This window comes from Erwinia persicina, from assembly GCF_019844095.1.
Lineage (GTDB): Bacteria > Pseudomonadota > Gammaproteobacteria > Enterobacterales > Enterobacteriaceae > Erwinia > Erwinia persicina.
In genome coordinates this window covers 3,014,304-3,036,918 of the sequence record NZ_CP082141.1, presented here as the reverse complement: position 1 = coordinate 3,036,918, position 22,615 = coordinate 3,014,304, and the positions used below count along the sequence as shown (strand labels likewise).

Annotated in this window: 22 protein-coding genes and 2 tRNA genes; 11 read left to right on the top strand and 13 right to left on the bottom strand. The window is 52.4% G+C overall.

What is annotated here, in order from left to right:
• Positions 1-65: 65 nt before the first annotated feature.
• Positions 66-1,898 carry an AAA family ATPase gene (locus tag K6L24_RS13955; RefSeq protein ID WP_137268898.1) on the bottom strand — a complete coding sequence of 611 codons (1,833 nt, stop codon included), beginning with the start codon at positions 1,896-1,898 and terminating at the stop codon, positions 66-68.
• Positions 1,899-2,010: 112 nt separating this feature from the next.
• Between K6L24_RS13955 and matP the strand changes: the two genes are divergently transcribed.
• On the top strand, positions 2,011-2,466 hold the full coding sequence (gene matP, locus K6L24_RS13950; RefSeq protein ID WP_062743838.1) for a macrodomain Ter protein MatP: 456 nt from the start codon (positions 2,011-2,013) through the stop codon (positions 2,464-2,466).
• A gap of 92 nt (positions 2,467-2,558) precedes the next feature.
• Here the strand turns inward: matP and ompA are convergent, their stop codons facing one another.
• The 3 genes from ompA to K6L24_RS13935 all read right to left on the bottom strand — a co-directional run bounded on the left by ompA (position 2,559) and on the right by K6L24_RS13935 (position 4,856).
• Positions 2,559-3,626, bottom strand: coding sequence for a porin OmpA (gene ompA, locus K6L24_RS13945; protein WP_062743837.1), 1,068 nt, complete (start codon positions 3,624-3,626; stop codon positions 2,559-2,561).
• A 349-nt stretch (positions 3,627-3,975) separates the two neighbouring features.
• The gene (gene sulA / locus K6L24_RS13940; protein WP_187509611.1) at positions 3,976-4,482 is read right to left on the bottom strand and encodes an SOS-induced cell division inhibitor SulA; all 507 of its coding nucleotides are present in this window, start codon (positions 4,480-4,482) and stop codon (positions 3,976-3,978) included.
• A gap of 167 nt (positions 4,483-4,649) precedes the next feature.
• Positions 4,650-4,856, bottom strand: a complete 207-nt coding sequence (locus K6L24_RS13935) for a hypothetical protein (RefSeq protein ID WP_222681575.1) — start codon at positions 4,854-4,856, stop codon at positions 4,650-4,652.
• A gap of 661 nt (positions 4,857-5,517) precedes the next feature.
• On the opposite strand from K6L24_RS13935, the gene K6L24_RS13930 reads away from it, so the two are divergent.
• A complete protein-coding gene (locus tag K6L24_RS13930) occupies positions 5,518-6,147 on the top strand; it encodes a TfoX/Sxy family DNA transformation protein (protein WP_062743834.1) in 630 nt (209 codons plus the stop codon).
• Here K6L24_RS13930 and yccS read toward each other — a convergent pair.
• Together yccS and K6L24_RS13920 are read right to left on the bottom strand one after the other, a co-directional pair.
• Complete coding sequence (gene yccS / locus K6L24_RS13925; protein WP_222681574.1) at positions 6,144-8,285, bottom strand: YccS family putative transporter; 2,142 nt, start codon at positions 8,283-8,285, stop codon at positions 6,144-6,146. The two genes, K6L24_RS13930 and yccS, sit on opposite strands and share 4 nt — an antisense overlap.
• Positions 8,286-8,294: 9 nt before the next feature.
• Positions 8,295-8,741: a YccF domain-containing protein gene (locus K6L24_RS13920; RefSeq protein WP_062743832.1), complete on the bottom strand. Its 447-nt coding sequence runs from the start codon at positions 8,739-8,741 to the stop codon at positions 8,295-8,297.
• 136 nt (positions 8,742-8,877) lie between these two features.
• Between K6L24_RS13920 and helD the strand changes: the two genes are divergently transcribed.
• Positions 8,878-10,932: a DNA helicase IV gene (helD, locus tag K6L24_RS13915; RefSeq protein ID WP_062743831.1), complete on the top strand. Its 2,055-nt coding sequence runs from the start codon at positions 8,878-8,880 to the stop codon at positions 10,930-10,932.
• Between the two features lie 20 nt (positions 10,933-10,952).
• Here helD and K6L24_RS13910 read toward each other — a convergent pair whose 3' ends face one another.
• Together K6L24_RS13910 and K6L24_RS13905 are read right to left on the bottom strand one after the other, a co-directional pair.
• Positions 10,953-11,411 (bottom strand): methylglyoxal synthase, encoded by a 459-nt coding sequence (locus K6L24_RS13910; protein WP_062743830.1) that lies wholly within the window; start codon positions 11,409-11,411, stop codon positions 10,953-10,955.
• A gap of 79 nt (positions 11,412-11,490) precedes the next feature.
• Positions 11,491-12,132, bottom strand: coding sequence for a DUF2057 family protein (locus K6L24_RS13905; RefSeq protein WP_062743829.1), 642 nt, complete (start codon positions 12,130-12,132; stop codon positions 11,491-11,493).
• Positions 12,133-12,319: 187 nt separating this feature from the next.
• Between K6L24_RS13905 and K6L24_RS13900 the strand changes: the two genes are divergently transcribed.
• Positions 12,320-12,736, top strand: a complete 417-nt coding sequence (locus K6L24_RS13900; RefSeq protein ID WP_062743828.1) for a CoA-binding protein — start codon at positions 12,320-12,322, stop codon at positions 12,734-12,736.
• A 25-nt stretch (positions 12,737-12,761) separates the two neighbouring features.
• Here K6L24_RS13900 and hspQ read toward each other — a convergent pair whose 3' ends face one another.
• Positions 12,762-13,079 (bottom strand): heat shock protein HspQ, encoded by a 318-nt coding sequence (hspQ, locus tag K6L24_RS13895; protein ID WP_062743827.1) that lies wholly within the window; start codon positions 13,077-13,079, stop codon positions 12,762-12,764.
• A gap of 61 nt (positions 13,080-13,140) precedes the next feature.
• Complete coding sequence (rlmI, locus tag K6L24_RS13890) at positions 13,141-14,331, bottom strand: 23S rRNA (cytosine(1962)-C(5))-methyltransferase RlmI (protein WP_062743826.1); 1,191 nt, start codon at positions 14,329-14,331, stop codon at positions 13,141-13,143.
• An 88-nt stretch (positions 14,332-14,419) separates the two neighbouring features.
• Between rlmI and yccX the strand changes: the two genes are divergently transcribed.
• Positions 14,420-14,698, top strand: a complete 279-nt coding sequence (gene yccX / locus K6L24_RS13885; protein ID WP_062743825.1) for an acylphosphatase — start codon at positions 14,420-14,422, stop codon at positions 14,696-14,698.
• 2 nt (positions 14,699-14,700) lie between these two features.
• On the opposite strand, the gene tusE is transcribed toward yccX, so the two are convergent.
• Together tusE and yccA are read right to left on the bottom strand one after the other, a co-directional pair.
• A complete protein-coding gene (tusE, locus tag K6L24_RS13880; protein ID WP_222681573.1) occupies positions 14,701-15,027 on the bottom strand; it encodes a sulfurtransferase TusE in 327 nt (108 codons plus the stop codon).
• A gap of 103 nt (positions 15,028-15,130) precedes the next feature.
• Positions 15,131-15,787 carry an FtsH protease modulator YccA gene (gene yccA, locus K6L24_RS13875; RefSeq protein WP_222681572.1) on the bottom strand — a complete coding sequence of 219 codons (657 nt, stop codon included), beginning with the start codon at positions 15,785-15,787 and terminating at the stop codon, positions 15,131-15,133.
• Between the two features lie 228 nt (positions 15,788-16,015).
• Between yccA and K6L24_RS13870 the strand changes: the two genes are divergently transcribed.
• Both K6L24_RS13870 and K6L24_RS13865 read left to right on the top strand, forming a co-directional pair.
• Positions 16,016-16,103 (top strand) — tRNA-Ser (locus K6L24_RS13870).
• A gap of 256 nt (positions 16,104-16,359) precedes the next feature.
• Positions 16,360-16,447, top strand: a tRNA-Ser gene (locus K6L24_RS13865).
• A 43-nt stretch (positions 16,448-16,490) separates the two neighbouring features.
• On the opposite strand, the gene K6L24_RS13860 is transcribed toward K6L24_RS13865, so the two are convergent.
• Positions 16,491-17,342: a hypothetical protein gene (locus K6L24_RS13860; RefSeq protein ID WP_222681571.1), complete on the bottom strand. Its 852-nt coding sequence runs from the start codon at positions 17,340-17,342 to the stop codon at positions 16,491-16,493.
• Between the two features lie 400 nt (positions 17,343-17,742).
• On the opposite strand from K6L24_RS13860, the gene K6L24_RS13855 reads away from it, so the two are divergent.
• The 4 genes from K6L24_RS13855 (at position 17,743) to K6L24_RS13840 (ending at position 22,584) form a co-directional block, all read left to right on the top strand.
• Positions 17,743-18,270, top strand: coding sequence for a fimbrial protein (locus K6L24_RS13855; protein ID WP_062743821.1), 528 nt, complete (start codon positions 17,743-17,745; stop codon positions 18,268-18,270).
• A gap of 87 nt (positions 18,271-18,357) precedes the next feature.
• On the top strand, positions 18,358-20,883 hold the full coding sequence (locus K6L24_RS13850) for an outer membrane usher protein (protein ID WP_137268891.1): 2,526 nt from the start codon (positions 18,358-18,360) through the stop codon (positions 20,881-20,883).
• Between the two features lie 16 nt (positions 20,884-20,899).
• Complete coding sequence (locus K6L24_RS13845; protein WP_157075997.1) at positions 20,900-21,652, top strand: fimbria/pilus periplasmic chaperone; 753 nt, start codon at positions 20,900-20,902, stop codon at positions 21,650-21,652.
• A complete protein-coding gene (locus K6L24_RS13840) occupies positions 21,649-22,584 on the top strand; it encodes a fimbrial protein (protein ID WP_191927162.1) in 936 nt (311 codons plus the stop codon). Before K6L24_RS13845 ends, K6L24_RS13840 begins: the two co-directional genes overlap by 4 nt.
• Positions 22,585-22,615: the final 31 nt, after the last annotated feature.

Sequence of the window (22,615 nt, the reverse complement as noted above, 5' to 3'; positions counted from 1 at the left end):
CTCAATAAGCCTTATTTTAATGAAGCACGGAGTTTAGCTTACACGTGTACGCCGGACAAGTCCGATCAGCCTGGCGTAAACCAGTTTAACCAGCGCAGGGGCCACGGGCGATGACGTGCATCCGGATGGAGCATCTGAGCAATTCGCTCCTGAATCGAACGGTGCAGGCAGGCGCCGGTTTCTTTATCCCACGCCATACCGGTTAACAGAGGCAGCGCCTCGTCAACGCTCGACACGGCCCAGAGATGGAATTTTCCTTCCCGCACGGCATCCACAACGTCCTGTTGCAGGGAGAGGTGGCGTACGTTCGCTGCAGGGATGATCACCCCCTGAGAACCGGTTAACGTGCGCTGCTGACAGACATTGAAGAAGCCTTCAATTTTTTCATTCAGGCCGCCGACCGGCTGCACGCGACCAAACTGATCCACAGAGCCGGTGACCGCCAGCTGCTGATTGATGGGCTGTGAGGCGAGGGCGCTGATCAGAGCACACAGTTCTGCCAGCGAGGCGCTGTCACCATCGACTTCGGAATAGGACTGCTCGAAGACCAGTGAGGCAGAAAAGGGCAGCTGCTGCTCAAGCTCCAGTTCCGCGATCAGCCAGGCCTGCATAATCATCATGCCTTTTGCATGAATATTTCCACCCAGCTCGGCTTTGCGCTCCACGTCCATAAACTCACCGTCACCCACGTGAACGACGCAGCTTATGCGGGAGGGTTCACCAAAAGCACGCGGATGGCCAGGAAACTCCATGACAGAGAGCGCGTTGATCTGGCCGATCATTTCCCCTTCGGTTTCGATCAGGATCTGATCGAGCAAAATTTCATCGCGAATACGTTCAGGCAGGAAGCCTTCGCGCCATTCGCGTGTACTGAGCGCATCCTGCAGATTTTGTGCTGAGATACGCTCGTCTTCGCTGTAGAGCGCGGCATCCTGAAGTTGCCGGCCCAGCCACTGAGGATCAAGTGGAAGGGTATCCTGATCGCCCGTATAACGGGCAGCCTCACGAATCAACACCGGCCAGAAATCGGCATCGGGAACCGGGTACCCCAGGCTGACGGCTACGTTCTGCACCCACTGTATCCAGTGAATAAACTCTTCGTCATCTACCAGCTGTATATTATCTTCAAACTCGCTGTACAGTGACAGGGCAGCCAGTTCAGGCTCCATCTCCTGAAAATCTGCCAGCACATCTCGCTCACCAATCAGCACCAGGCGAAACGCCATCGGCATAGAAGGGACAGCCAGAGGAAGGGGGCGGGTTTCATCCTGTGAATACCAGTCAAAACGCTGGTTAACCATGATCTGTTTCAGACGTAGCCAGAGTAAAGGCTGTGCCATCAAAGCTCGCAGGGAAAGGATCAGCACCCCGCCGTTGGCGCGATGTACGAGCCCCGGTGACAGGGTTATCCTGGACTGGTGGAGGCGCACGCAGCCAAAAAGCTGCTCGGCTTCGATCCACTCTGCCTGATGAATGCCCCCTTCGCTGGCGAAATTATCCGCACCACTCTGTGCGGGTCGCCAGCTTATCGCGTTATCTCCGATATCATACTGACCACCGTAAAGCGTAGGGGGGCCCTCTTCCTCATCAGCAAGGGTGGAGAGAATATTTTGCAGCAGCGCTAAATATTCCGCACTTTCGGGACTTTTGACCAGCATGAGTGGGACTTTGGCCGGCGTTTGCAGTAACAGGTTCAGCCCGTTAAACAGACGTGCCTGCACGGATGCAAAGCATTCTGTTTCGGCAGCTGGTACCTGCGAGAGGAGATGCTGAAAGCGTTCTGTATCGGGCTGCAGGGCGCGCCACTCTAATCGGTTGTTGGTCAAAGTTATCGTATTTTTCTGAATGATTAAAAGCGGCATTATACAATATTTCAGCCTGTTAAGCACAGCAGACATGCACATCTACGCAGCTTGCGTTAACATTACGATCAGTGTTCCTGTTTTGTTTGCAGCCTGATGAAAAAAAGCTGTTATTCTAAACCTGTTATGTGGTCAGCATGAGATTCCGATGAAATATCAGCAGCTGGAAAATCTTGAAAGCGGATGGAAATGGAAATATCTGGTTAAAAAGCACCGGGAAGGTGAACTGATCACGCGTTACATCGAGTTAAGTGCAGCGCAGGCCGCCGTCGATGAACTGCTTGTCATGGAGAATCGGCCGGTAGAGGTACTGAAATGGATTGACCTGCACATCAATCCGGCGCTTGAAAACCGGATGAAGCAGACGATCCGTGCGCGCCGTAAACGTCATTTCAATGCCGAACATCAGCATACGCGAAAAAAGTCTATCGATTTAGAGTATCTGGTATGGCAGCGCCTGGCTGGACTGGCCCAGCGTCGTAACAGTACCTTGTCCGAAACCATCGTGCAGCTTATTGAAGACGCCGAGCGTAAAGAGCAATACGCCAGCCAGATGTCATCACTTAAACAGGATCTGAAGGCTATCTTGGGTAAACCCGAATAAAGCAGATCAAGCGAAGACGATGTTTATCGTTCCTTCGTCCTCTTCAGATAATAAAAAACCCCGCCGAAGCGGGGTTTTTTTAACGAGATAACTTAAGCCTGTGGCTGAGTTACAACGTCTTTGATGCCTTTAACTTCGATTTCTACGCGACGGTCTGGCGCCAGGCAGTCGATCAGGGCATTACGGCCTTTCACGCTGTCACAGGTGCTGCCGGTAACAGGGTTAGATTTACCCTCGCCACGTGCAGAGATCTTGTTAGAAGGGATGCCTTTAGAAACGAGGTAGTCTACAACAGACTGAGCGCGTTTTTCAGACAGTTTCTGGTTGTACTGCTCAGAACCGATACGGTCGGTGTAACCCAGCACAACTACAGAGCCATCTTTAGGATCCAGGTTGCTCAGCTGAGTGTACAGCTGATCCAGTGCCTGCTGACCTTCTGGCTTCAGCGTTGCTTTGTTGAAGTTAAACAGAACGTCAGACTTCAGGGTGAAACGCTTGGTTTCAACAACTGGAGCTGGAGCCGGAGCTGGAGCAACAACTGGTGCTACTGCATCATCCTGACCGAAACGGTAGGAAACGCCAACACTCAGCATTGAGTTATCAGGACGCGCACCAACGGTACCTGCGTCACCGATGTTGTTAACCCACTGGTAGTCCAGACGGGTTGCCCAGTTTTTGGTCACTGCGTATTCAACACCAACCGCGGCCAGTGGAGAAACACCGGTGTCGTGGTCGCTGATGCGAGTGCCGTTAGCGTTCTGGGTGGAGTCTGCACGCCATACCATACCGCCCAGACGGGTGTAAACGTCCAGATCATCCATTACTGGGTAGCTTAATTTCGCTGCCAGCTGAACGCCCTGTGCTTTGAAAGCGCCGTTTACGTTGTTGCCTTTGTTAGGCATACGGCCTAACCAGTCGTAACCCAGCTCGAAGCCCAGGTACTGGTTAGCCTGGTAACCACCGAACGCACCAGCACCAAGCTGGCTTTCATGCGATGGACCATCGTTATCTTGGTAACCGTTACCGTAGTAACCTTTGTCGTGGTACTGAGACCAGCCCAGTTTAGCACCGGTATACCAGGTGTCATCTTTAGGAGCGGCCTGCGCTACGGTAGCGAAGCCAGCCAGTGCCACTGCAATTGCGATAGCTGTCTTTTTCATTTTTGCGCCTCGTTATCATCCAAATAGGCAATGAGCTTTAAGTTAGCTCTTTGGTTTAATCCTTCGCCGGGTTATGAAGCTCGATTATGACTCTTCCAAAATATGGAGGTTATTGAGCACCCTGGCGAGCTAAAGTCTACAACGTACCAGCAAACTTACAAGTATGATGTGACGATGGTCAGCAAAAAAACAGGCTTTCATACACAATTTTTAACATTTCAGGGTGAATTCTTTGCTTCAAATGGGGTCTGAGAACGCAGCTAACCCATTGTCCCGCCGCGTCATAACATAATCAGGCGCTTATCTTGCCTCTGTGCCAGAAAAAGACAGAGAAAAATCTCATTTTTACTTAATGATACAAAGTTGACTGAATTCTTAGGCCATTTAATGGTCTGGTTGAAGGAAAAATACTGCTTTCGGTACGCATAATGAGTCCCAATGCCTGGCCCGAACTGGCTGCTTCCTGCAATCTCATTCGATCATTTTCTGAGATCTCCTCTTCCAGCCATCCCAAAACCACACTGTAATTACCCGTCTGCAACGCTTTGATCATCGCTTCTACCGTGGTAATCGCGCTGGAGTGCGATGAATGCATCACTTTATCCAATGGCAGGCCGACACGTTGCAACCAATTACGGCTCAGTTTTTGCTGTGGGGTAAGCCAAAGCTGCCAGCGAGACTGCGTTCCCAGTTGTTGCAGCAGGGGCAACAGCAGCAACTGAGTCATGTCAGGTTGATTCTCACTGTAGATCAGTTCGCTGATCAGGCCGTTAGCACAAGGGGACGCCACGGGGGCTGGCGTAGTAGCGTGCAGACTACGACGGACAGATTGAGATTTCAGAGAATGAGTACGCATAATGTCTTCGCTCACCAGTTGACTGTATGGATATACAGTATAGTCGCAGTGAGCAAAGATCAACCTTAATCTTGCGCTTTCCCCGATCCACATAATGAACGGTCCGCTTAGCTGTTACCGCCTCATCCCGGGGATTTACTCTGCGGATCGTTTAAAGGGCTGCCTGTTCAGTGCGTCAGATGATGTCTGCGGGCGAAGGATTCTTCCCGATGCTCATCAGGGTTTTCTGCCGTATCAACAATGCCTGAGTGGGTGTGGAAATTTCTTTGATGAATGAGACTGTTATCTGCCACAGTTGCTTCCTGGCCCTGCGCAACAGAGGTTATAGCGAGAAGCAGAAAAAATAGCGCGATGGTTTTTTCGTTCACTTTCATTGTTTTTCTCAGATCTGTCAGTGCTAAGTGAAGATGACTATGCCTTCAGGTTCGTCATGATTCGTCAGGGTAAATTAAAATCGCTGGGAGAACTGTGTGGATTAACAACCGTTGTCACGGTTTCGTATCGTCTGTTCTCGATGTGCTGGTCGCCAAAGCCGGTTGATATATATCGACAGGTTTAAAGAAATAAAATTATGTGAACGGCTAACTTTTCTATTAACCCTATGCGCGCTGACACTGTTATGTGAAGGTCGTTAGCGAAAAAACTGTTCATATGCAGATAAAAATTGGGTGTTTATTTCATTCTCTTCAAACAGAGTTTGTGGTTTTTTGTTTAACCTATTGTTTAGTATGAATAAATAACTTTAATTTTCTGTTTATTTAGTTGGTGGGCTTTGCCATTTTATAATATTTATTTTTGTTGGTTGATTGAATAAATAGAGTGGCTTTAGATGGGTGAATGCAATTGGCCAGCATAATAAATGGCGTGAGTTATATCAGCCTGATAAGTGATGTTTTTCGTAATGCCTCGCAAAATTACAATGTTAACAATGAAATATTAATATATTCATTGAACCTGTAATCAGGATTACCTATTTTTGCTATGTGGTTTTCGTTAGTGAAGTGAGTTAACTCTGAAATAATAGCAGGTGAGAATATGGATAATTCAAAGCGTAAAATTGCAGAAGCAAAAGAGCGACTGGCACCTCTGGGTGAGGTTCAGTCCAGGACGCAGTTTGGTGGCTATTGTCTGGCCGTTGAGAAAACGGTGTTTGCCGTAGTCGCTGAAGGCGAGATGTACCTGCGAGCCTGTGAACAGGTGCAGCCCTATATTATTGAACGCAAAATGCAGCCATTGAGCCTGAGTAAGCGGGGCGTGCCGGTAGAATTAAACTATTATCGTGTCGACGGGGCGCTGTGGTCTGACGATGAGCAACTGCTGGCGCTATCGCATCTTTGTCTGCAAGGGGCAAGACGACAACAGCAGGAACGTCAGCGTAACCGCCGTCTGAAAGATTTACCCAATCTTGGTATACGGATGGAGATGTTACTGCGGCAGGTCGGTATCACTACCGTTGATATGCTAATCCAGAAGGGGGCAAAACGCAGCTGGCTCCTGATACGTTCCTGTAATGAAAATCTGGGGTTACCCGTTTTATTTGCCTTACAGGGGGCAATTGATGGACGCCATCACGCTGCGCTGCCCCGGGAAGTCAAAGATGAGCTGCGCGCCTGGTTTCATTACAACGTGCAGCGAGAACAAAAAAGAAGGCATGAACAGAACTAGCCGCGCAGCAGGATTTGTTTTTTGAGGCGTGTTATCTCGGGTAAAAGAGCCACCAGTAATCCTACCTGCTGTAATACCAGTGGCTCTTTTGTGTTCGTATCAGCGCGGTAGTTCTGAATACGCAAGGCCAGGCTGTCCATCATACGCCGGGCTTTTTCCTCATCGACGATATCAACATGTAGCACATCATCAACATAACAGGCCGCATCATCCAGCAGTTGCAGCATGGCATCGCTGTCCAGTTTTTCCCGATGCGCGCCAAGCGCAGAAATATAACTCAGGAAGGAGTGGTTAAGGCATAAAAGCCGAAAGGCCGCTTCTCTCAGCGTCTGGTCGGACTTGTTTTCAACCGAGAGGTTTGAAACAACCGAAGCCAGCTCTGCGTCACCGTTGTGGGCATCCCGGCGGGCAATACGATAATCCAGGCGGTTATCTTTCCCCTGGTGATATTGCACCAGAATAGCATCCAGATAACGGCAGTTTGCATTCAGCGTACGTTCCGCAACGGCAGGTAGCCGGCGAAAGCGCCAGTCCGGCCAGATAAATGCCACCGCCAGCCAGGCAATGCCACAGCCGATAAGCGTATCAACAATACGCGGCAGGGCGACTTCAAAACCTTCTCCCAGAAGGTTGAAGCAGAGCAGCACCAGTAGCGTAATAAACATTGTGGCATGGGCGTACTGGACATTACGGAACGCAAAGAAAAGGACTCCCGTGACCACAATCAATATGAGCTGACCTTCAATGGAAGGCACCAGCCACAGTAGCGGCAGGCCGAGGACAATACCCGCCAACGTACCGATAATGCGCAAGGCCAGCCTGCGGCGGGTGGCGCTGTAGTTGGGCTGGCAGACAAACAAACTGGTGAGCAGGATCCAGTAACCATGCTGCAGGCCTGTCACCTGGATAAAAGCGTAACCGCTGCACAGCAGCAACGACATTCTGACCGCATGACGAAACAGCGCTGACTCCGGGCTGAGATGACGGCTGAGGCGCAGACGGACATCACTCCAGCCCGTCAGCCCCTCACTGGACAGCGTTTGATCGTGCTGGGAGCTTCTTTCCGCCAGTGCCTGTTCTGACTCGATCGTCGCCAGTTGGGCATCAATCGCCTTCAGGTTGTTGAGCAGGTATGTCATGGCGTTGATTTCCGCGCTGTCCGGCTGCTGGCTGCTGATACGCTGCAGCGCAGTGTGCAGATTAACAAACACCCGTTCGAAACGTGCGTCATGCTGATAGGGTTCACGCAGCAGGATCGCGCGCGAAAGGCGATTGCAGGCCTGCGCCTGCAGCGAAAGCAGACGCTGGAAACGAAACAGGATATCGCTCTCTCCCCATGCTTTACGCAGGGCATGATACTGCACATGGGAGGAACTGGCCCGTTCATGAATATCCTGGGCAACAAAATAGTAGTGCAGCGTGCGTTGTGTTCCACGCTGGCCCCGGTCACCGCGCAGACGTGACTGGATGGATGCCTTAGCCTGATTAAGCAGGGCAACCAGCTGACTGTTTGCCATGGCCACATCCACCAGCGTCTGACGGTCGTCCCCTTCAATATCCGGGTCAAACAGGCTGGCCTTGGCTTCCAGATAGCGGGCAAGCGCGGCAAAGCAGCGTGAAATATTCTCCTGCAGCGGCCGGATAGGGAACAGCAGATGACCTGACAGGGTTAGCAGGTTATACCATACGGCTCCCAGCAGCAGCAGTGCAGGCTGAAGGTACCACTGCGGAAAAAGATTGATGCCCAGCATGGTATAAATCGCTATCAGCAAAGCGCCAAAGGCGATAGTGGCATAGCGCGGGCCAAGCGATCCCAGCAGAATAAAGCCCCAGCTGGAAACCGCCAGCCCGGCGACAAACAGCCAGGGATGCGGGAACAGCAGTTCAACAGAAACGGAGGCAATACAGAAACAGACCAGGGTGATGAGCAGGTTTCGCAGCCGCCCGCTCAGACGATCATCAAGGTCAGCCAGCGCTGCGGCGACCACACCCAGCGTCAGGGGGATGGTCCAGGTGATCTGATGCAACCACCAGGGCACGGCGGTCGTCCCGGCGAGCGCGAGCGTAATGCGAATATTATAGAGCCACGCGCTGTTAAAGGCGTGCCGGCGAAGACTGCCGATGAGGATTTTGCTCATAATGTCAGTTTAACGAAAACGTGCACGCGCATTGGCTTCGCGAGCTGCCTGCGCCACTTCCACGGAAACGACCCGGCGACCGACTGGCCATAACGCAATCGCGGCAATTTTGAAATTAGCGATCCCCACCGGAATGCCGATGATGGTCAGGCATTGAGTGATCCCGGCCATGATGTGCATGACGCAAAGCCACCAGCCGAACAGCACCAGCCAGAATATATTTAATAAGGTTCCACCCGAGTTTAACAGCGCACTTTTCCCGGCAGGGTTCAGCTCATCAACATGGACAGCCTCATTACCATAGGGAAACAGCGACAGTCGGGTGATTTCCCAGCACGATCGGGTCAGGGGCAGGGTGAAAATAAAAATAATGCTCAGCAGGGTGGCGACCAGCCAGGAAAAGGTGGTCAGAAAGCCACCCAGAACAAAATTAAGGACATTTAACACAGTGCGCATAAAAGCGTTTCCCCACGGCAGATAACGGCAATTAACCGACAATTGGTTGATTGTAACGTGTTTTAGCACTGGAGCGGTACACGACAGCCAGTTAAACTGTCTGATGTTGAAAATAACCGCAGCCAGGGTCACGGTAATGGAACTGAAAGCAACATCCTTGGGTAAACATCTGGCCCAGCATCCTTACAACCGGGTGCGGTTGTTAACCGCAGGTGTCGAAGTCAGCGGCGAAAAGCATGAGTATCTGATCCCTTTCAACCAGTTGCTGGCAATCAGGTGCAAACGTGGGCTGGTCTGGGGTGAACTGGAATTCACGCTGCCGGATGAAAAAGTGGTACGCCTGCACGGCACCGAATGGAGTGAAACGCAGCGATTCTACCATTACCTCAACCAGGAATGGGCTCGCTGGAGTACGGAAATGAGCGACGTGTCTGCCAGCGTACTGGTGGCGCAGCAGCAGCAAATCCGTGAGGCAGAGCAGCAGGATAAGTGGCTGAAACGCAGCGATATCGCCGTATGGCAGCAGGCCATTCAAAAAGCTTTCGATGCCATTCCGCTCCCGGTTCAGCGGTTGAGTGAGTTCGAAAACTGCCGCGATCCCTATCTCTACTGTCAACAGTGGCTCAGCCACAGCGACGCCCGACGTGTTCAGCGTAATAATGAATGGACCCGCCGCATGCTGGAACAGCATGCTGATTTCTTTAACCAGGTTGAAACCTCGCCGTTGAATACCTCACAGGCGCGTGCCGTGGTCAACGGTGAGGATGCCGTGTTGCTTCTGGCGGGGGCGGGCAGTGGTAAAACCTCCGTGCTGGTGGCCCGGGCCGGCTGGCTGATGATGCGCAGGCAGGCCAGCGCCGGGCAGATCCTGTTACTGGCCTTTGGTCGCGAGGCCGCGGCTGAAATGAATGAACGTATTCGTGCGCGCCTGCACACGGAGGACATTCAGGCTCGCACCTTTCACTCCCTGGCATTGCACATTATTCAGCAGGGCAGTAATAAAGCGCCGACCATCAGCAAGCTGGAAACCGACCGCGACGCGCGGCAGGCTTTGCTGATTGAAGTATGGCGGCAGCAGTGTAATGAGAAAAAAGCCCACGCTAACGGTTGGCGACAGTGGCTGACCGGGGAGCTCGGGTGGGAGCCCGGAGAGGGGAGTTTCTGGCAGGATGAACGCCTCGCACGCCGACTGGCCAGCAGGCTTGAGCGCTGGCTGGGGTTGATGCGAACGCACGGCGGGGCGCAGGCCGCAATGATCGACAGTGCTCCGGAAGAGGTGCGTGAACTTTTCAGTAAGCGCGTCAAACTGATGGCGCCGCTGATGAAAGCGTGGAAAGGGGCGCTGAAAGAAGAGGGTGCCGTGGATTTCGCCGGGCTGATCCATCAGGCGGTGAATATTCTTGATAAAGGGCGGTTTATCAGCCCCTGGAAGCATATCCTGGTCGATGAGTTTCAGGACATTTCTCCGCAGCGTGCAGCCCTGCTGGCGGCGCTCCGCCGGCAGAATACCCAAACCTCGCTGTTTGCGGTGGGGGATGACTGGCAGGCTATTTATCGTTTTAGCGGGGCAGAAATGACCCTGACAACGGCTTTCCACCATCATTTTGGGGAAGGTGACCGCTGCGTACTGGACACCACCTATCGCTTTAACCAGCGTATTGGCGAAATAGCAAATACCTTTGTTCAGAGCAATCCACACCAGCTGAAAAAACCGCTCAACAGCCTCAGCAACGGGAATAAAAAATCGATCTCACTGCTGCCTGAAGATCAGCTCGAACCGCTCTTCAATAAACTCAGTGGTTATGTGGCGACCGGCGAACGGATTATGGTGCTGGCCAGGTATCATCATCTGCGTCCGGATGTGCTGGACAAAGCCGCAACGCGCTGGCCGAAGCTGAGTATTGATTTTATGACCATTCATGCCAGTAAAGGACAGCAGGCTGATTACGTGATCTTACTGGGCCTGGCCGAGGGAAAAGAGGGGTTCCCTGCCGCTGCCCGTGAGTCGGTCATGGAGGATGCGCTGTTACCAGTACCGGAAGATTTCCCGGATGCCGAGGAGCGAAGACTGGCTTATGTTGCCATGACGCGAGCAAAGCAGCAGGTGTGGCTGCTTTACGATCGTGCAAATCCATCGGTGTTTGTTGCGGAGTTCAGGCGTCAGGGCGTACCGGTATTACGTAAGCCCTGACCGGGCAACAGCAACTGAGGTTATTTCAGGCGTTGTTGCAGATAGCGTTCGTAATCGGGGATTTGAATCTCAACCTGATGATCGAACAACGGTGACTGGATGATAAAATCAGCGGTGGCGCGATTGGTGGCCACCGGGATATTCCATACAGTTGCCAGGCGTAGCAGGGCTTTCACGTCGGGATCGTGCGGCACGGCATTCAGGGGATCCCAGAAAAAAATCAGTACATCAATTTTCCCTTCCGAAATCAGCGCTCCGACCTGCTGATCACCGCCCATCGGGCCACTGAGCATGGCGGTGACGGGCAGGCCCGTGGCTCGCTGCACGAGGTTTCCGGTAGTGCCTGTCGCGTATAGCGTGTGATGCAGTAACTGCTCTTTATTAATTTCTACCCATTGCATTAACGCATTTTTGCAGTGGTCGTGAGCCACCAGGGCAATATGTTTCTGGGGTTTTATCGTACGGGTTGTCTGATCCATTCAGTATCCTGGTTTGTTAGGGCGGGCAAAATGAACAAGCAAACGGAGGAGTGAGTTTAGCGCCGGATCTCAGCCTGTATCAACTGGTATGCAGGGCGTTCATTAACATAACAAAGCGCTGGCGGGTGGCCGAATCAACTTGCAGATACCATAAGCGCAGCATGCGCTCCGCTGGATGCTGGCTGGTGGCCATATCCTGCAGAACGTTGCCCGCCTGGGCAGAGCGGCGCATCGGCTGCGCAAAACGCGGCACGGACGCTACTTTATTATCAAGATTATACTGCACCATCGCCTGCTCCAGATCGACCTGTGCCTGCGGACGGAGCGCATCACGTTTGCTGTCCACTTCCAAACCGCGCTCATCCACCAGGATGAACTGAGGGTTTTTATCGAAATGTTTGCCATCACGCAGCGTCTGTAACGCGGGGAGACGAATAACGACGGACTGAGTACGGGTAGAGAACGTGACGATCTGTGGCTGTGAAACCCAGTTTACAGCGGTCTGAGCATTGCGACTTACTGCCCGTTCCACGCGGAACAGCAGCTGATGTTCACCCTGTTCCAGCTCCAGACCATCGGCCCCTTTGAGCAGAGAGCCTGAAATTTTATGCCCGTCTAACACCAGCAGGTCAATGTCAGTAGAGAGTTTCAGCGTTGTCGCCTGCGCGAGGGTGGCAATCAGCATCACCAGCATCCCGGCGATGACCATACTCAGCTTCATTGTTTCTCCAGCAGGGCAAAGGGTAAAACGGATTGAATGTATCAAAGTCTTTCAGTATGGCAGCATATTAACATTTAAAAATACTTAATCGTGCTATATATCGAGAATCGCACAGGTTGAATTTTTTGATGCGTTAAACAAGCCACACTTAACGGCATAAGAGCCAGTAAGGCAAATGGAGGCAATCATGAATGATCAAACTATCGCGGATGTGTTGACGACCACAAAAACAATTGCGCTGGTCGGGGCCAGCGACAATCCGGCACGGCCGAGCTATGGTGTCATGGCTTATCTGCTTTCTCAGGGGTATCAGGTGACGCCGGTCAGCCCGAAACTGGCAGGACAGACGCTACTCGGACAGACGGTGTATGCCAGTCTGAGTGATATTCCCCATCCCATCGATATGGTGGATGTTTTTCGCAATGCAGATGCGGCCTGGGGCGTTGCGCAGGAAGCGATAGCGGTAGGAGCAAAAACGCTGTGGCTACAAATAGGGGTCATTAACGAGCAGGCCGCTGTTCTGGCGGCTGAAGCGGGGCTGAAAGTCGTTATGGATCGCTGTCCAAAAATTGAAATCCCCCGGCTTGGGCTGACGACGTCATAAAAAACCCCGCGAAAGCGGGGTTTTTTTAGTGTCTCAGACGGGGAGCCTGGAGCTGTTGCCGGATTGACGCTGCCAGCTCATCCAGTGAAGGCTGTTCGGGGTGTTCGCCGGGTAACTCCCACGCGATCTGGGCCTCTGCCAGATAAGTCTGGACGGTATGGCCATCCTCATCTTCCATCACCACGTGGTACCATGGCGCGGCGCGCAGTGCTTCGCCCCCGTCGACCTCATCAATTGCCGGGTCAGTTAAAGAGTATTCCGGGTCAACATCTACAATAACGCCAAGAAAACCGAGAAGCTGATGGCGTACCTGTTGTCCGATTCCGTATTTGCTGGCAATCATCATAACCTCCTGAGAAACTTTGCCCTGTTCACTATATGGAGGCAGACATCCATTTTTCAAGTCACAACACGCGGCAGGCAAACCCTTTCAGATACATTCCTTCCGGGTAGCTGGCGATCACCGGGTGATCGGCTGCCTGACGGAACTGTTCAATAAACTGGACGTCACGCTGTGCATCAATAGCTGCGTCGGCAATGATTTTCTGAAACAGGTCGGTGGGCATCAGGCCGGAGCACGAGAAGGTCATTAGCATTCCGCCCGGATTGAGCAACTGCATGGCCAGCATATTGATATCTTTATAGCCGCGACAGGCTCCCATCAGCTGATTTTTATTTTCTACGAATTTCGGCGGATCCATAATTATCAGATCGAATTTTTCGCCCTCTTCACGATAGCGACGCAGTAGCTTGAAGACGTCATCGCGCAGGAATGTCGCTTTGCTGACATCAAGACCGTTCAGTTCCACATTCTGGCGAGCTACATCCAGCGCCGCCTGCGACGTGTCCACACTGACGACTTCAGTACAATTGCCCATCAGTGCCGATACCGCAAAGCCGCCAGTGTAGGAGAAGCAGTTAAGAACGCGACGACCTTCTGCATAGCGGCGGGTAGCCAGACGGCTGTCACGCTGATCCAGGTAGTAACCCGTTTTATGCCCTGTCTGAATATCCACCAGCAGTTTCATGCCGTGTTCGGTAATCGGCAGCAGCGCGGGTGGCGTTTCACCGAGCACCACGCCCTGGGTCAGTTCCAGACCCTCTTTTTTACGGACGCTCACATCAGAACGGTCATAAATAGCACAGTCAGGGTAGCAGATTTGCAGGGCGGTAATCAGCGGAGCACGCTGATACTCGGCACCGGCAGAAAGCAACTGTAAGACCAGAAAATTTCCGAACCGGTCAATAGTCACGCCAGGCAAACCGTCAGACTCACCAGCAATGATGCGGTAACTGTCAAGGTTATCGCGCTGAGCCAGCCAGTCGCGAAGCTGCTGGGCAGCGCGCAGGCGGCGAACGAAAAAGTCGATATCAATCGACTCATCCTGCTGCCAGCTCCACACGCGGGCACGGATTTGTGACTCAGGCGACCAGGCGGCACGCGCCAGCCACTTACCGTGGCTGTCACAGACATCAATAGTTTCACCCGACTGGGCTTTGCCTTCCATGCGGGCAACAGCCCCGGAAAACACCCACGGATGGCGACGAAGTAAGGACTTTTCACGTCCTTTGGCAAGAATCAATCGAACAGTCATATTTTGCTATGCTTACACTCAGAGAATCAGGCGATATTGTCCGGTGCGGACTGCGAAAATGCAAACGGTGTTAGTCTCAGGAGGAAAAATGGCCATCATCTGTATTCGTGCGTGGGTTCATGGGCTCGTTCAGGGCGTTGGCTTTCGCTTCAGTACGCAGCGCGAGGCGAGAGAATTGGGGATTAAGGGTTACGCCAAAAACCTTGAGGACGGTAGCGTGGAAGTACTGGCCTGTGGCGAGGCCCGGCAGGTGGAGGCGCTGCTGGCGTGGTTAAAAGCAGGAGGGCCACGTAGCGCCCGGGTCGATAAGGTGCTGGCGGAGCCCCATCACCCCGCTCATCTTCCACAGGGTTTCACTACGGTATAGCGTCAGAGGCACTTTGCCGGTTTGGGCAGACCGGCGATTTTCGTGGCCTGCTTGGCCGGGCCTTTCGGGAACAGCCGGAACAGATAGCGACTGTTGCCTTTCTCTTCACCGTATTTTTGTGCCATGGCTTTTACCAGCATCCTGACGGCAGGAGAGGTGTTGAACTCCAGATAAAATGCCCGCACAAAGTGAACAACCTCCCAGTGGGCTTCGCTCAGTACAATCTCTTCTTCTGCTGCCAGCCGCACGGCCAGCTCCTCACTCCACGCGGCAGGGGATTTCAGGTATCCCTGCGCATCGCGCGCAATCTCTTTGCCTTCAAACTGCACTTTATTGCCTCGTCATATCAAACCGGCAGCCAGTTTATCAAACTTTTGCGCCAGCAAAAATAAAGCCCCGCAGGGCGGGGCTTAGTTAATACCTGCTGTGAGATTAATTGCTGCGGGACATGCCCAGCAGGCTCAACAGGCTGACAAAGATATTGTAGAGAGAAACATACAGGCTGACGGTGGCGCGGATGTAATTGGTTTCTCCGCCGTGGATGATGTTGCTGGTTTCCCACAGGATGGCCCCGGTAGAGAACAGCACAAACAGCACGCTAATCGCCATATGCAGGGCCGGGATGTTCAGGAAAATATTCGCCACCACGGCAATCAGCAGCACCACGAAGCCCGCCATCAGCATGCCTGACAGGAACGACATATCTTTACGGGTGGTCAGCACACACGCCGAACAGCAGAAGAACACCAGCGCGGTTCCACCCAGCGCCAGAGCAATGACATCACCCATACCGGCAGACATGAAGCTGTTAAGGATGGGCCCCAGGCAGTAACCGAGGAAGCCGGTAAAGGCAAACGCCGCCAGAATACCGGCCGGACTGTTAGCCAGGCGATAGGTCAGAAACATCAGACCATAAAAGCCGACCAGCATCAGAATCAGACCGGGTGCCGGCAGCGCGTACAGGGTGCTCAACGTGGCGGTCAGCGCAGAAAACGCCAGGGTCAGGCCCAGCAGGAAATAGGTATTACGCAATACCCGGTGTGTGCTCAGTAATGAGCTTTCGCGCGTGGAGGAAACGATGCGATCCATAAATCACCTCTTTGGGTCATTAGAATAATAAGCAGTCTGCCACGGAGCATAGGCAGGCCAGCGCAACGGGGAAAGGCGTTTTACCCTTCTTTACGCGCTATTCCGCTGATTTCGTACGCGGGCTGGCGATAATATCGGCAGTCGCACGCCATTGGGCTCTTTTTTACCGACATAATACAAAACTCACTTTACAAGGCGTACGGGGATGTTTATAGTGCGCCCCATTGTGGAAGCGTGGCCGAGTGGCTGAAGGCACCGGTCTTGAAAACCGGCGACGGGAAACCGTTCTAGAGTTCGAATCTCTACGCTTCCACCATCAAATCCAACGGGTCAGCGTAAAGCTGGCCCGTTTTGCTTTGCGCCGAATACAGACACAATAAAAGCAAATCCCCTCTTGCAACGCTGTTCAGTTTCGTTTTTTCCTGTCCACTGCCTGTTTTTACAGCAATCGATCACAAATGCTCACAAAATCAACAAACTAGCGAAAAATCTTCTTGGCAAAGCAAAAAACATCTCCTATACTTCGCTCCATCAGTTAGCGCAAGTCTTCTTAAGCAAGCTGATAACCGTGTGGAAGCGTGGCCGAGTGGCTGAAGGCACCGGTCTTGAAAACCGGCGACGGGAAACCGTTCTAGAGTTCGAATCTCTACGCTTCCACCATCAATTCTGACCCCGGGCTTGTAAAAGCCCGGGGTTTTTTTGTTTATTTTATGCCTGATAATCCATGAACCGTACTGGCCAGATAAAGGCAAAAATAGTCCTTAACCATGTCCAAAAATCCCTGACTCAGCGTCAGCTGGTGAAGCTCATCTTCAATGGTCAGCAGACCAATCTGCCCCGCAGCGTGCAGGCTGCGACGGATATGTGACCGCGATACCGCACAGCAAAACGCCGCTTTCAGAATATTGTATTTAATGACCCGCGATTTCTGTTTAATGCTCTCCAGGTAGAGATAAAACATAATCATGTGCCCCCCATCGCGGCTCAGAAATTCCCCGCTTCCCGGCACCATGTCATGCAGGAAAATGCGATTAAGAGTGACTTCCGAATAAGCCGTAAAAAACGCGGGCACAAAGTTTTTATGCGTCTGGTAAAACGTCAGATCAACATTATCCGACAGCATGGAGTAGGGGATCAGCATGGTATTAATCATGCGCCGCGTTTCTTCAAGTGCTTTGGTTGTCGGTTTATAGTTAAATTTTCGCTTATCCTGATGATCGCGATAGACTTCAAGTCGTCCCCCAACGCGTAAAAATAACAAAAATGAATCCAGCGAATTGCTACTGAACAAATCGTTACCGATACAGAATCGTTTAATGTCTTTAAAGGTGCTCCCTGGTCGTGTGTAGTAAATACCCAAAATCGCCGATCCAACAATAAAGCGGTTGGCTTTGAATAATGTTTTAAAATAAAGAGGATTGGTTAGATACTGTTTAAGTAGAAGGTCGTAATGGCATTTAATTGCCTCATCAATGTTCTCCTTTTCCCTGAAGTTCCTGGCGAGATCTCGTAGTTTTTTTTCGAGCGCTAACTTTTTCCTGCTAATGAAAGGCATAAGTCTATTTCTTTGTTTCTGAATTATATGTTGTTAGGAATTATCTTATTTACCGAAAGCAGTGATGTCAACACGCTGAGATATTCATTGCGCTATTTTCTTTAGATTGCGAGTTACGTTTTAAATAAAAATCATATTTTACATATATTTAGCAATTAAGAATTTATTTATAGCTTAATAATTGCCCGTGGCTGGTGTGTTGTTTTGTTTTAACTTTATGTTTTATAAGGTTTTTAAATTAACAACAAAAATGGACAGTGACTGAGATTTTAATCTCTTTAGGATGGCGTGGCTTCACTAAGGAATACCTGCAATGGGCCTGGCGATCGTTTGAAAAATGATTGGTGGGACGTCGTGGTAAACACGCATTCGGTAAAAAGATAAAATCAAGGACTTCTAAATGGAAATTAAAAAAATTGCTATTGTTTCACTTTTTGCTTTTTCTGCCTCCGGCGTAGCTAATGCCGCGGACGAAGGGAGCGGGAAAGTCACTTTTTATGGTTCCATCGTTAATGCCCCTTGTTCTATTGCACCTAACGTTGACGATCAAAAAATACCGCTGGGTCAGGTATCAAATACTCTGCTGGCCAACGGCGGAGAGCAAACAGCCGTTCCATTTACTATTGACTTACAGAACTGTGATAACAGTACGAAGAAAACGGTTACGGCGACATTTACCGGGAAAGCGGGTGTGGATGGTCGTCTGGGGATAACGGGAGAGGCAACCGGAGCCAGTATTTTGTTGCGGGATGGTAGCGGTAAAAAAATCGAGCTGGGTACGGCGACCGCCGCGCAAAATATCAATGCTGGCAGCAATACGCTGCAATTTACTGCGGCATTGAAAGGGGATGGTACGACCGATGATCCGGTTGCTGTGGGTACCGGTGCATTCACAGCGGTCACTAACTTTACCCTTGCCTATCCATAATGAGCGATCAGGCCGGGACGGTTGTCCCGGCCTGTATAAGGGCTTGATGCCTTCACGCCAAAACATACGTCGCTCCGGTAATGGATTATGGAAAAATTAACCTCAAAAATAAAATGGTCAGGGATAGTGGCCGTTTCCATTTTTCTTTCTCTGGATATGGCAGAACAGACAGCCCGGGCCGATCGCGTTCAGTTTAATACCGACCTGTTTGATGTCGATGACCGGCAGAATATCGATATCTCTCGTTTTACGCAGAAGGGTTACATCATGCCGGGCCGCTATCCGATGAACATCCGGTTGAATAACGAGCCGCTTTCCGCTCGCACGGTGGATTTTTTTGTACCGGAGGCACGGCCTGACAGCAGCGAACCCTGTCTCAACGCGCAGCTGGTCTCTGAGCTGGGCCTGCGACCGGCGCGGGCGGAGGATTTAAGGTGGTGGCATGACGGCCAGTGCCTCGATATTCGCAGTCTGAAAGGGATGCAGGCAAGCGGATCGCTATCGGACTCGACGCTGACGCTCAGCGTGCCACAGGCCTTTCTGGAGTACCAGTCAGCCACCTGGGATCCGCCGTCACGCTGGGATGAAGGGATACCGGGCGTGTTATTTGATTACAATCTGACCAGTCAGGCGCGGTTTACCCAACATGCAGGTGAACAGCGTAGTCTGAGCGGTACGGGGGTGACCGGAGCCAATCTGGGGCCATGGCGTCTGCGTGCCAGCTGGCAGGGGCGTCGTGACTCACTGGATGGCACCACCCGCAGTCGCTTTGACTGGACGCGTTATTACGCCGGGCGCGCGCTTCCTCATCTTGGTGCCCGGCTGGTGGTGGGTGAGGACTATCTGACCTCCGATATTTTTGACAGCTTCCGCTTTGCGGGGGCCAGCGTGATTACCGATGACAATATGCTGCCGCCTAATCTGCGAGGCTATGCGCCGGAAATTACCGGTGTGGCACGGACGAATGCCCGTGTGGTGGTAATGCACCAGGGACGGGTGCTTTATCAGACCCAGGTGGCTGCAGGGCCGTTTCGTATCCAGGACATCGATGATGCGGTACTGGGTGAACTCAACGTTCGCGTGGAGGAGCAGGATGGAACCGTCCAGACCTTTACGCTGAATACCGCCTCGGTGCCTTATCTTACGCGTCCGGGCCAGGTGCGTTACAAAATGGCACTGGGGCGGCCTGTTAACTGGCAGCATCGTACCAACGGGCCCGAATTCATCAGCGGTGAATTTTCGTGGGGAGTCAATAACGGCTGGTCACTGTACGGCGGGGCTATCGCCAGTGAGCACTATCAGTCGTTGGCCAGTGGCGTGGGTCGAGACCTGTTGGTACTGGGGGCAATGTCATTCGACGTTACCCATTCCGTCGCCCGTTTACCCTGGGGAGAAAACCGGCAGGGGAATGCCTACCGGCTGAGTTATTCAAAACGCTTCGATGATTACGGAAGCCAGGTCACGTTTGCCGGTTACCGCTTCTCAGAGCGGCAGTTTATGACGATGGAAGAGTACCTTGACGCCGGAAACGCGGGTGACAGACAGAGCCACAGTAACAGTCGTGAAATGTACACCATCACGCTGGCACAGGACCTGCCGGCGCTGGCTGCCAGTGCGCAGTTCAGCTACAACCGACAGACTTACTGGGACAGGCCTGAAAGTGAACGCTATAGCCTGGCCCTGTCACGCTATCTCGATGTCATGCAGTGGAAAAATATCAGTCTCTCACTCTCAGGCTGGTCCAACCGTTATAACCAGGTCCGTGACCGGGGTGTGTATCTGTCTCTGTCTCTGCCGTTTGGCAATCGCAGTACGGTCAGCTATAGCGGGTCGGGCGGGCGAAACAATCGCAGTCAGCAGCTCAACTACTACCAGACGCTGGAGAATAACGACAGTTACAGCCTGAGCGCTGGAACCACAAATGACCATCAGGTTCTGTCGGGATATTACCTGCATGACGGCAATAGCGGGCAGCTCACCGGCAGCCTTAACGTTCAGCAGGATCATTATCAGGCGATTGGCGCAACGCTGAAGGGCGGAATAACGGCCACACGTAAAGGCATCGCGCTGCACCGGCAAAACACGCCGGGAGGAACACGCTTGCTTGTTGATACCGACGGCGTGGCGGGTATTCCCATCAGAGCCAGCGGGGGAGTGGTTTACAGCAATGGTCGTGGCACAGCGGTTATTTCCGATATCAGCAGTTATTACCGTAACCAGATCGGTATTGATATTAACCGACTTCCGGATAACGCCGAAGTGACCTCATCTATTGTCAGCGCCACGCTGACCGACGGGGCGATTGGCTATCGCCAGTTTTCCGTGGTGGCGGGCGTGAAAGCCATGGCGATGATCCGCCTTGAAAACGGCACCTCGCCGCCGTTCGGCGCACAGGTACTAAATGCGCGGCAGCAGGATGTCGGGTTGGTGGCCGACAACGGGGCTGTGTATCTGAGTGGGATGGCGTCAGGAGAATCGATGACGGTTCACTGGGGCGGAAAACCGCAGTGTCAGATTGTCATACCGGCGCTGAACGATCGTGCGTTGTCCGCTTTGCTGCTGCCCTGCGTGCGCCAGCCTGCACCGGCGGCAGAAGGCGTGTTACATCAATAATCAGAGAGTTAAAATCATGAAACTTATCTCCATCTCAGCGGCAGTGACGTTTTCCACGGCGGCCATTGTTGTCCTTTGCTCGTTATCCGCTACGGCGGCTGTTTCACTCGATCGTACGCGCATTATTGTGGAGGCGAAAACTCCGTCCGTCAGTCTGACGATAGCGAATGAAAGTCATCAACTGCCCTATCTGGCCCAGGGGTGGATTGAAGATCAACAGGGCAGAAAGATAAATTCCCCTTTCACTGTTTTGCCGCCGGTGCAGCGAATTGAAGCCGGTGACAAAAGTCAGATAAAAATTCAGTCCTTGCCGCCGGTGAATTTACTGGCTCAGGACAGAGAGTCACTGTTTTATTTTAATCTGCGGGAAATTCCGCCGCGATCTGACCAGCCCAATACGCTGCAAATTGCGCTGCAGACCAAAATAAAATTATTTTACCGGCCTGCGACGTTACAGCGTTCATCCAATGAGCTCACGACCCTGATCCAGCAGCAGGTGACGCTGGCGCGGAAAGGCGACCACTACCAGGTGTACAACCCGACCGGCTACTTCATTACCCTTATTGATGCCCGACGGCATCAGGCAGAAGAGACGATAAGCGGTTTTGAGCCGGTGATGGTGGCACCATTCAGCAACGCCACGCTCGGGGGAAGTGCAGCCGCACTGGGGGATGAACCGATGCTGCAATATGTCAATGACTTCGGCGGACGCTCAACGCTGGCCTTCCACTGTCGGGGAGCGGTCTGTGCGGCCGCTGAACAGCCATGAGACGGCTGCTGTTCTGGCTGGTTGTCCTGCTGCTGCCCGCGAAAGCACTGGCTTTTTCCTGTATTGATAAGCGTGACGGTAAAGCCTTCGACGCCGTTGGTCAGCGCAATATTGACGTCACGGTCAATCTGTCACCGGAAATTATGATTGGCGACGTGGTGGTGTTCGACCTGGCGCAGTATTTCACCTGCCGGAATACGGATCCTTCCATTTACGTCGATTATATGCGGCTGAATGCGGGAACCTATAACACGGCGCTGGATGCCTCTTTTAACAGCGGTGTTGAGGTTAACGGCCAGCGCTACCTGAATCCGATCGGTTCAGCAATAACGGTGTATACGCTTCGCGATGGTGGCTGGCACGATCTACAACTGAAAGCCTTTTATCAGCTTAAAGATAACCCGGGGCGAGGCGTACTGATCAAGGCCGGCACGGTCGTGGCCAGTATGCAGCTATATAAATGGAGTACGCCAGCCGGGGGCGTTTTTACCGCAAACTGGCGCGTCATCGCTGCGAATGATGCGTACTACACGTCTGGCACCTGCGCGATTAATCAGGGGCAGGATATCAACGTGGACTTTGGTTATGTCGCACGCAATGAAATCGCTCAGAGTGCCAGCGTCACGCCGTTTCGCCGTGACGTGCATATTCCCTATCAGTGTAAAGACACCCGCAGTTGGGCAATAAAAATGACGCTCTCTGCAGAGGCCAGCTCTTTTTCCGCTAATGCCATTAAAACCACTAACCCTGACCTGGGGGTGGAAATTTACCATCAGGGAAAACGAATACGTCCCTTCGAGAGTATTAACAGCCAGATCATCAATGGGATCGGGGGGGACGATTTCACCTTCGCTCTGGTGAGGTCGAATCGCGAAGACGTCGCCACAGGGCCTTTCAGCGCCACAGCGGTGCTGGTTATGAGCCTGCTGTAAGCGCGTATCATTCTCCCGGATTAAGGAAAAT

Coding starts and splice junctions, on each gene's coding strand:
- K6L24_RS13955 (WP_137268898.1), bottom strand. CDS start 1,898: ATGTCTGCTGTGCTTAACAGGCTGAAATATTGTATAATGCCGCTTTTA.
- matP (WP_062743838.1), top strand. CDS start 2,011: ATGAAATATCAGCAGCTGGAAAATCTTGAAAGCGGATGGAAATGGAAA.
- ompA (WP_062743837.1), bottom strand. CDS start 3,626: ATGAAAAAGACAGCTATCGCAATTGCAGTGGCACTGGCTGGCTTCGCT.
- sulA (WP_187509611.1), bottom strand. CDS start 4,482: ATGCGTACTCATTCTCTGAAATCTCAATCTGTCCGTCGTAGTCTGCAC.
- K6L24_RS13935 (WP_222681575.1), bottom strand. CDS start 4,856: ATGAAAGTGAACGAAAAAACCATCGCGCTATTTTTTCTGCTTCTCGCT.
- K6L24_RS13930 (WP_062743834.1), top strand. CDS start 5,518: ATGGATAATTCAAAGCGTAAAATTGCAGAAGCAAAAGAGCGACTGGCA.
- yccS (WP_222681574.1), bottom strand. CDS start 8,285: ATGAGCAAAATCCTCATCGGCAGTCTTCGCCGGCACGCCTTTAACAGC.
- K6L24_RS13920 (WP_062743832.1), bottom strand. CDS start 8,741: ATGCGCACTGTGTTAAATGTCCTTAATTTTGTTCTGGGTGGCTTTCTG.
- helD (WP_062743831.1), top strand. CDS start 8,878: ATGGAACTGAAAGCAACATCCTTGGGTAAACATCTGGCCCAGCATCCT.
- K6L24_RS13910 (WP_062743830.1), bottom strand. CDS start 11,411: ATGGATCAGACAACCCGTACGATAAAACCCCAGAAACATATTGCCCTG.
- K6L24_RS13905 (WP_062743829.1), bottom strand. CDS start 12,132: ATGAAGCTGAGTATGGTCATCGCCGGGATGCTGGTGATGCTGATTGCC.
- K6L24_RS13900 (WP_062743828.1), top strand. CDS start 12,320: ATGAATGATCAAACTATCGCGGATGTGTTGACGACCACAAAAACAATT.
- hspQ (WP_062743827.1), bottom strand. CDS start 13,079: ATGATTGCCAGCAAATACGGAATCGGACAACAGGTACGCCATCAGCTT.
- rlmI (WP_062743826.1), bottom strand. CDS start 14,331: ATGACTGTTCGATTGATTCTTGCCAAAGGACGTGAAAAGTCCTTACTT.
- yccX (WP_062743825.1), top strand. CDS start 14,420: ATGGCCATCATCTGTATTCGTGCGTGGGTTCATGGGCTCGTTCAGGGC.
- yccA (WP_222681572.1), bottom strand. CDS start 15,787: ATGGATCGCATCGTTTCCTCCACGCGCGAAAGCTCATTACTGAGCACA.
- K6L24_RS13860 (WP_222681571.1), bottom strand. CDS start 17,342: ATGCCTTTCATTAGCAGGAAAAAGTTAGCGCTCGAAAAAAAACTACGA.
- K6L24_RS13855 (WP_062743821.1), top strand. CDS start 17,743: ATGGAAATTAAAAAAATTGCTATTGTTTCACTTTTTGCTTTTTCTGCC.
- K6L24_RS13850 (WP_137268891.1), top strand. CDS start 18,358: ATGGAAAAATTAACCTCAAAAATAAAATGGTCAGGGATAGTGGCCGTT.
- K6L24_RS13845 (WP_157075997.1), top strand. CDS start 20,900: ATGAAACTTATCTCCATCTCAGCGGCAGTGACGTTTTCCACGGCGGCC.
- K6L24_RS13840 (WP_191927162.1), top strand. CDS start 21,649: ATGAGACGGCTGCTGTTCTGGCTGGTTGTCCTGCTGCTGCCCGCGAAA.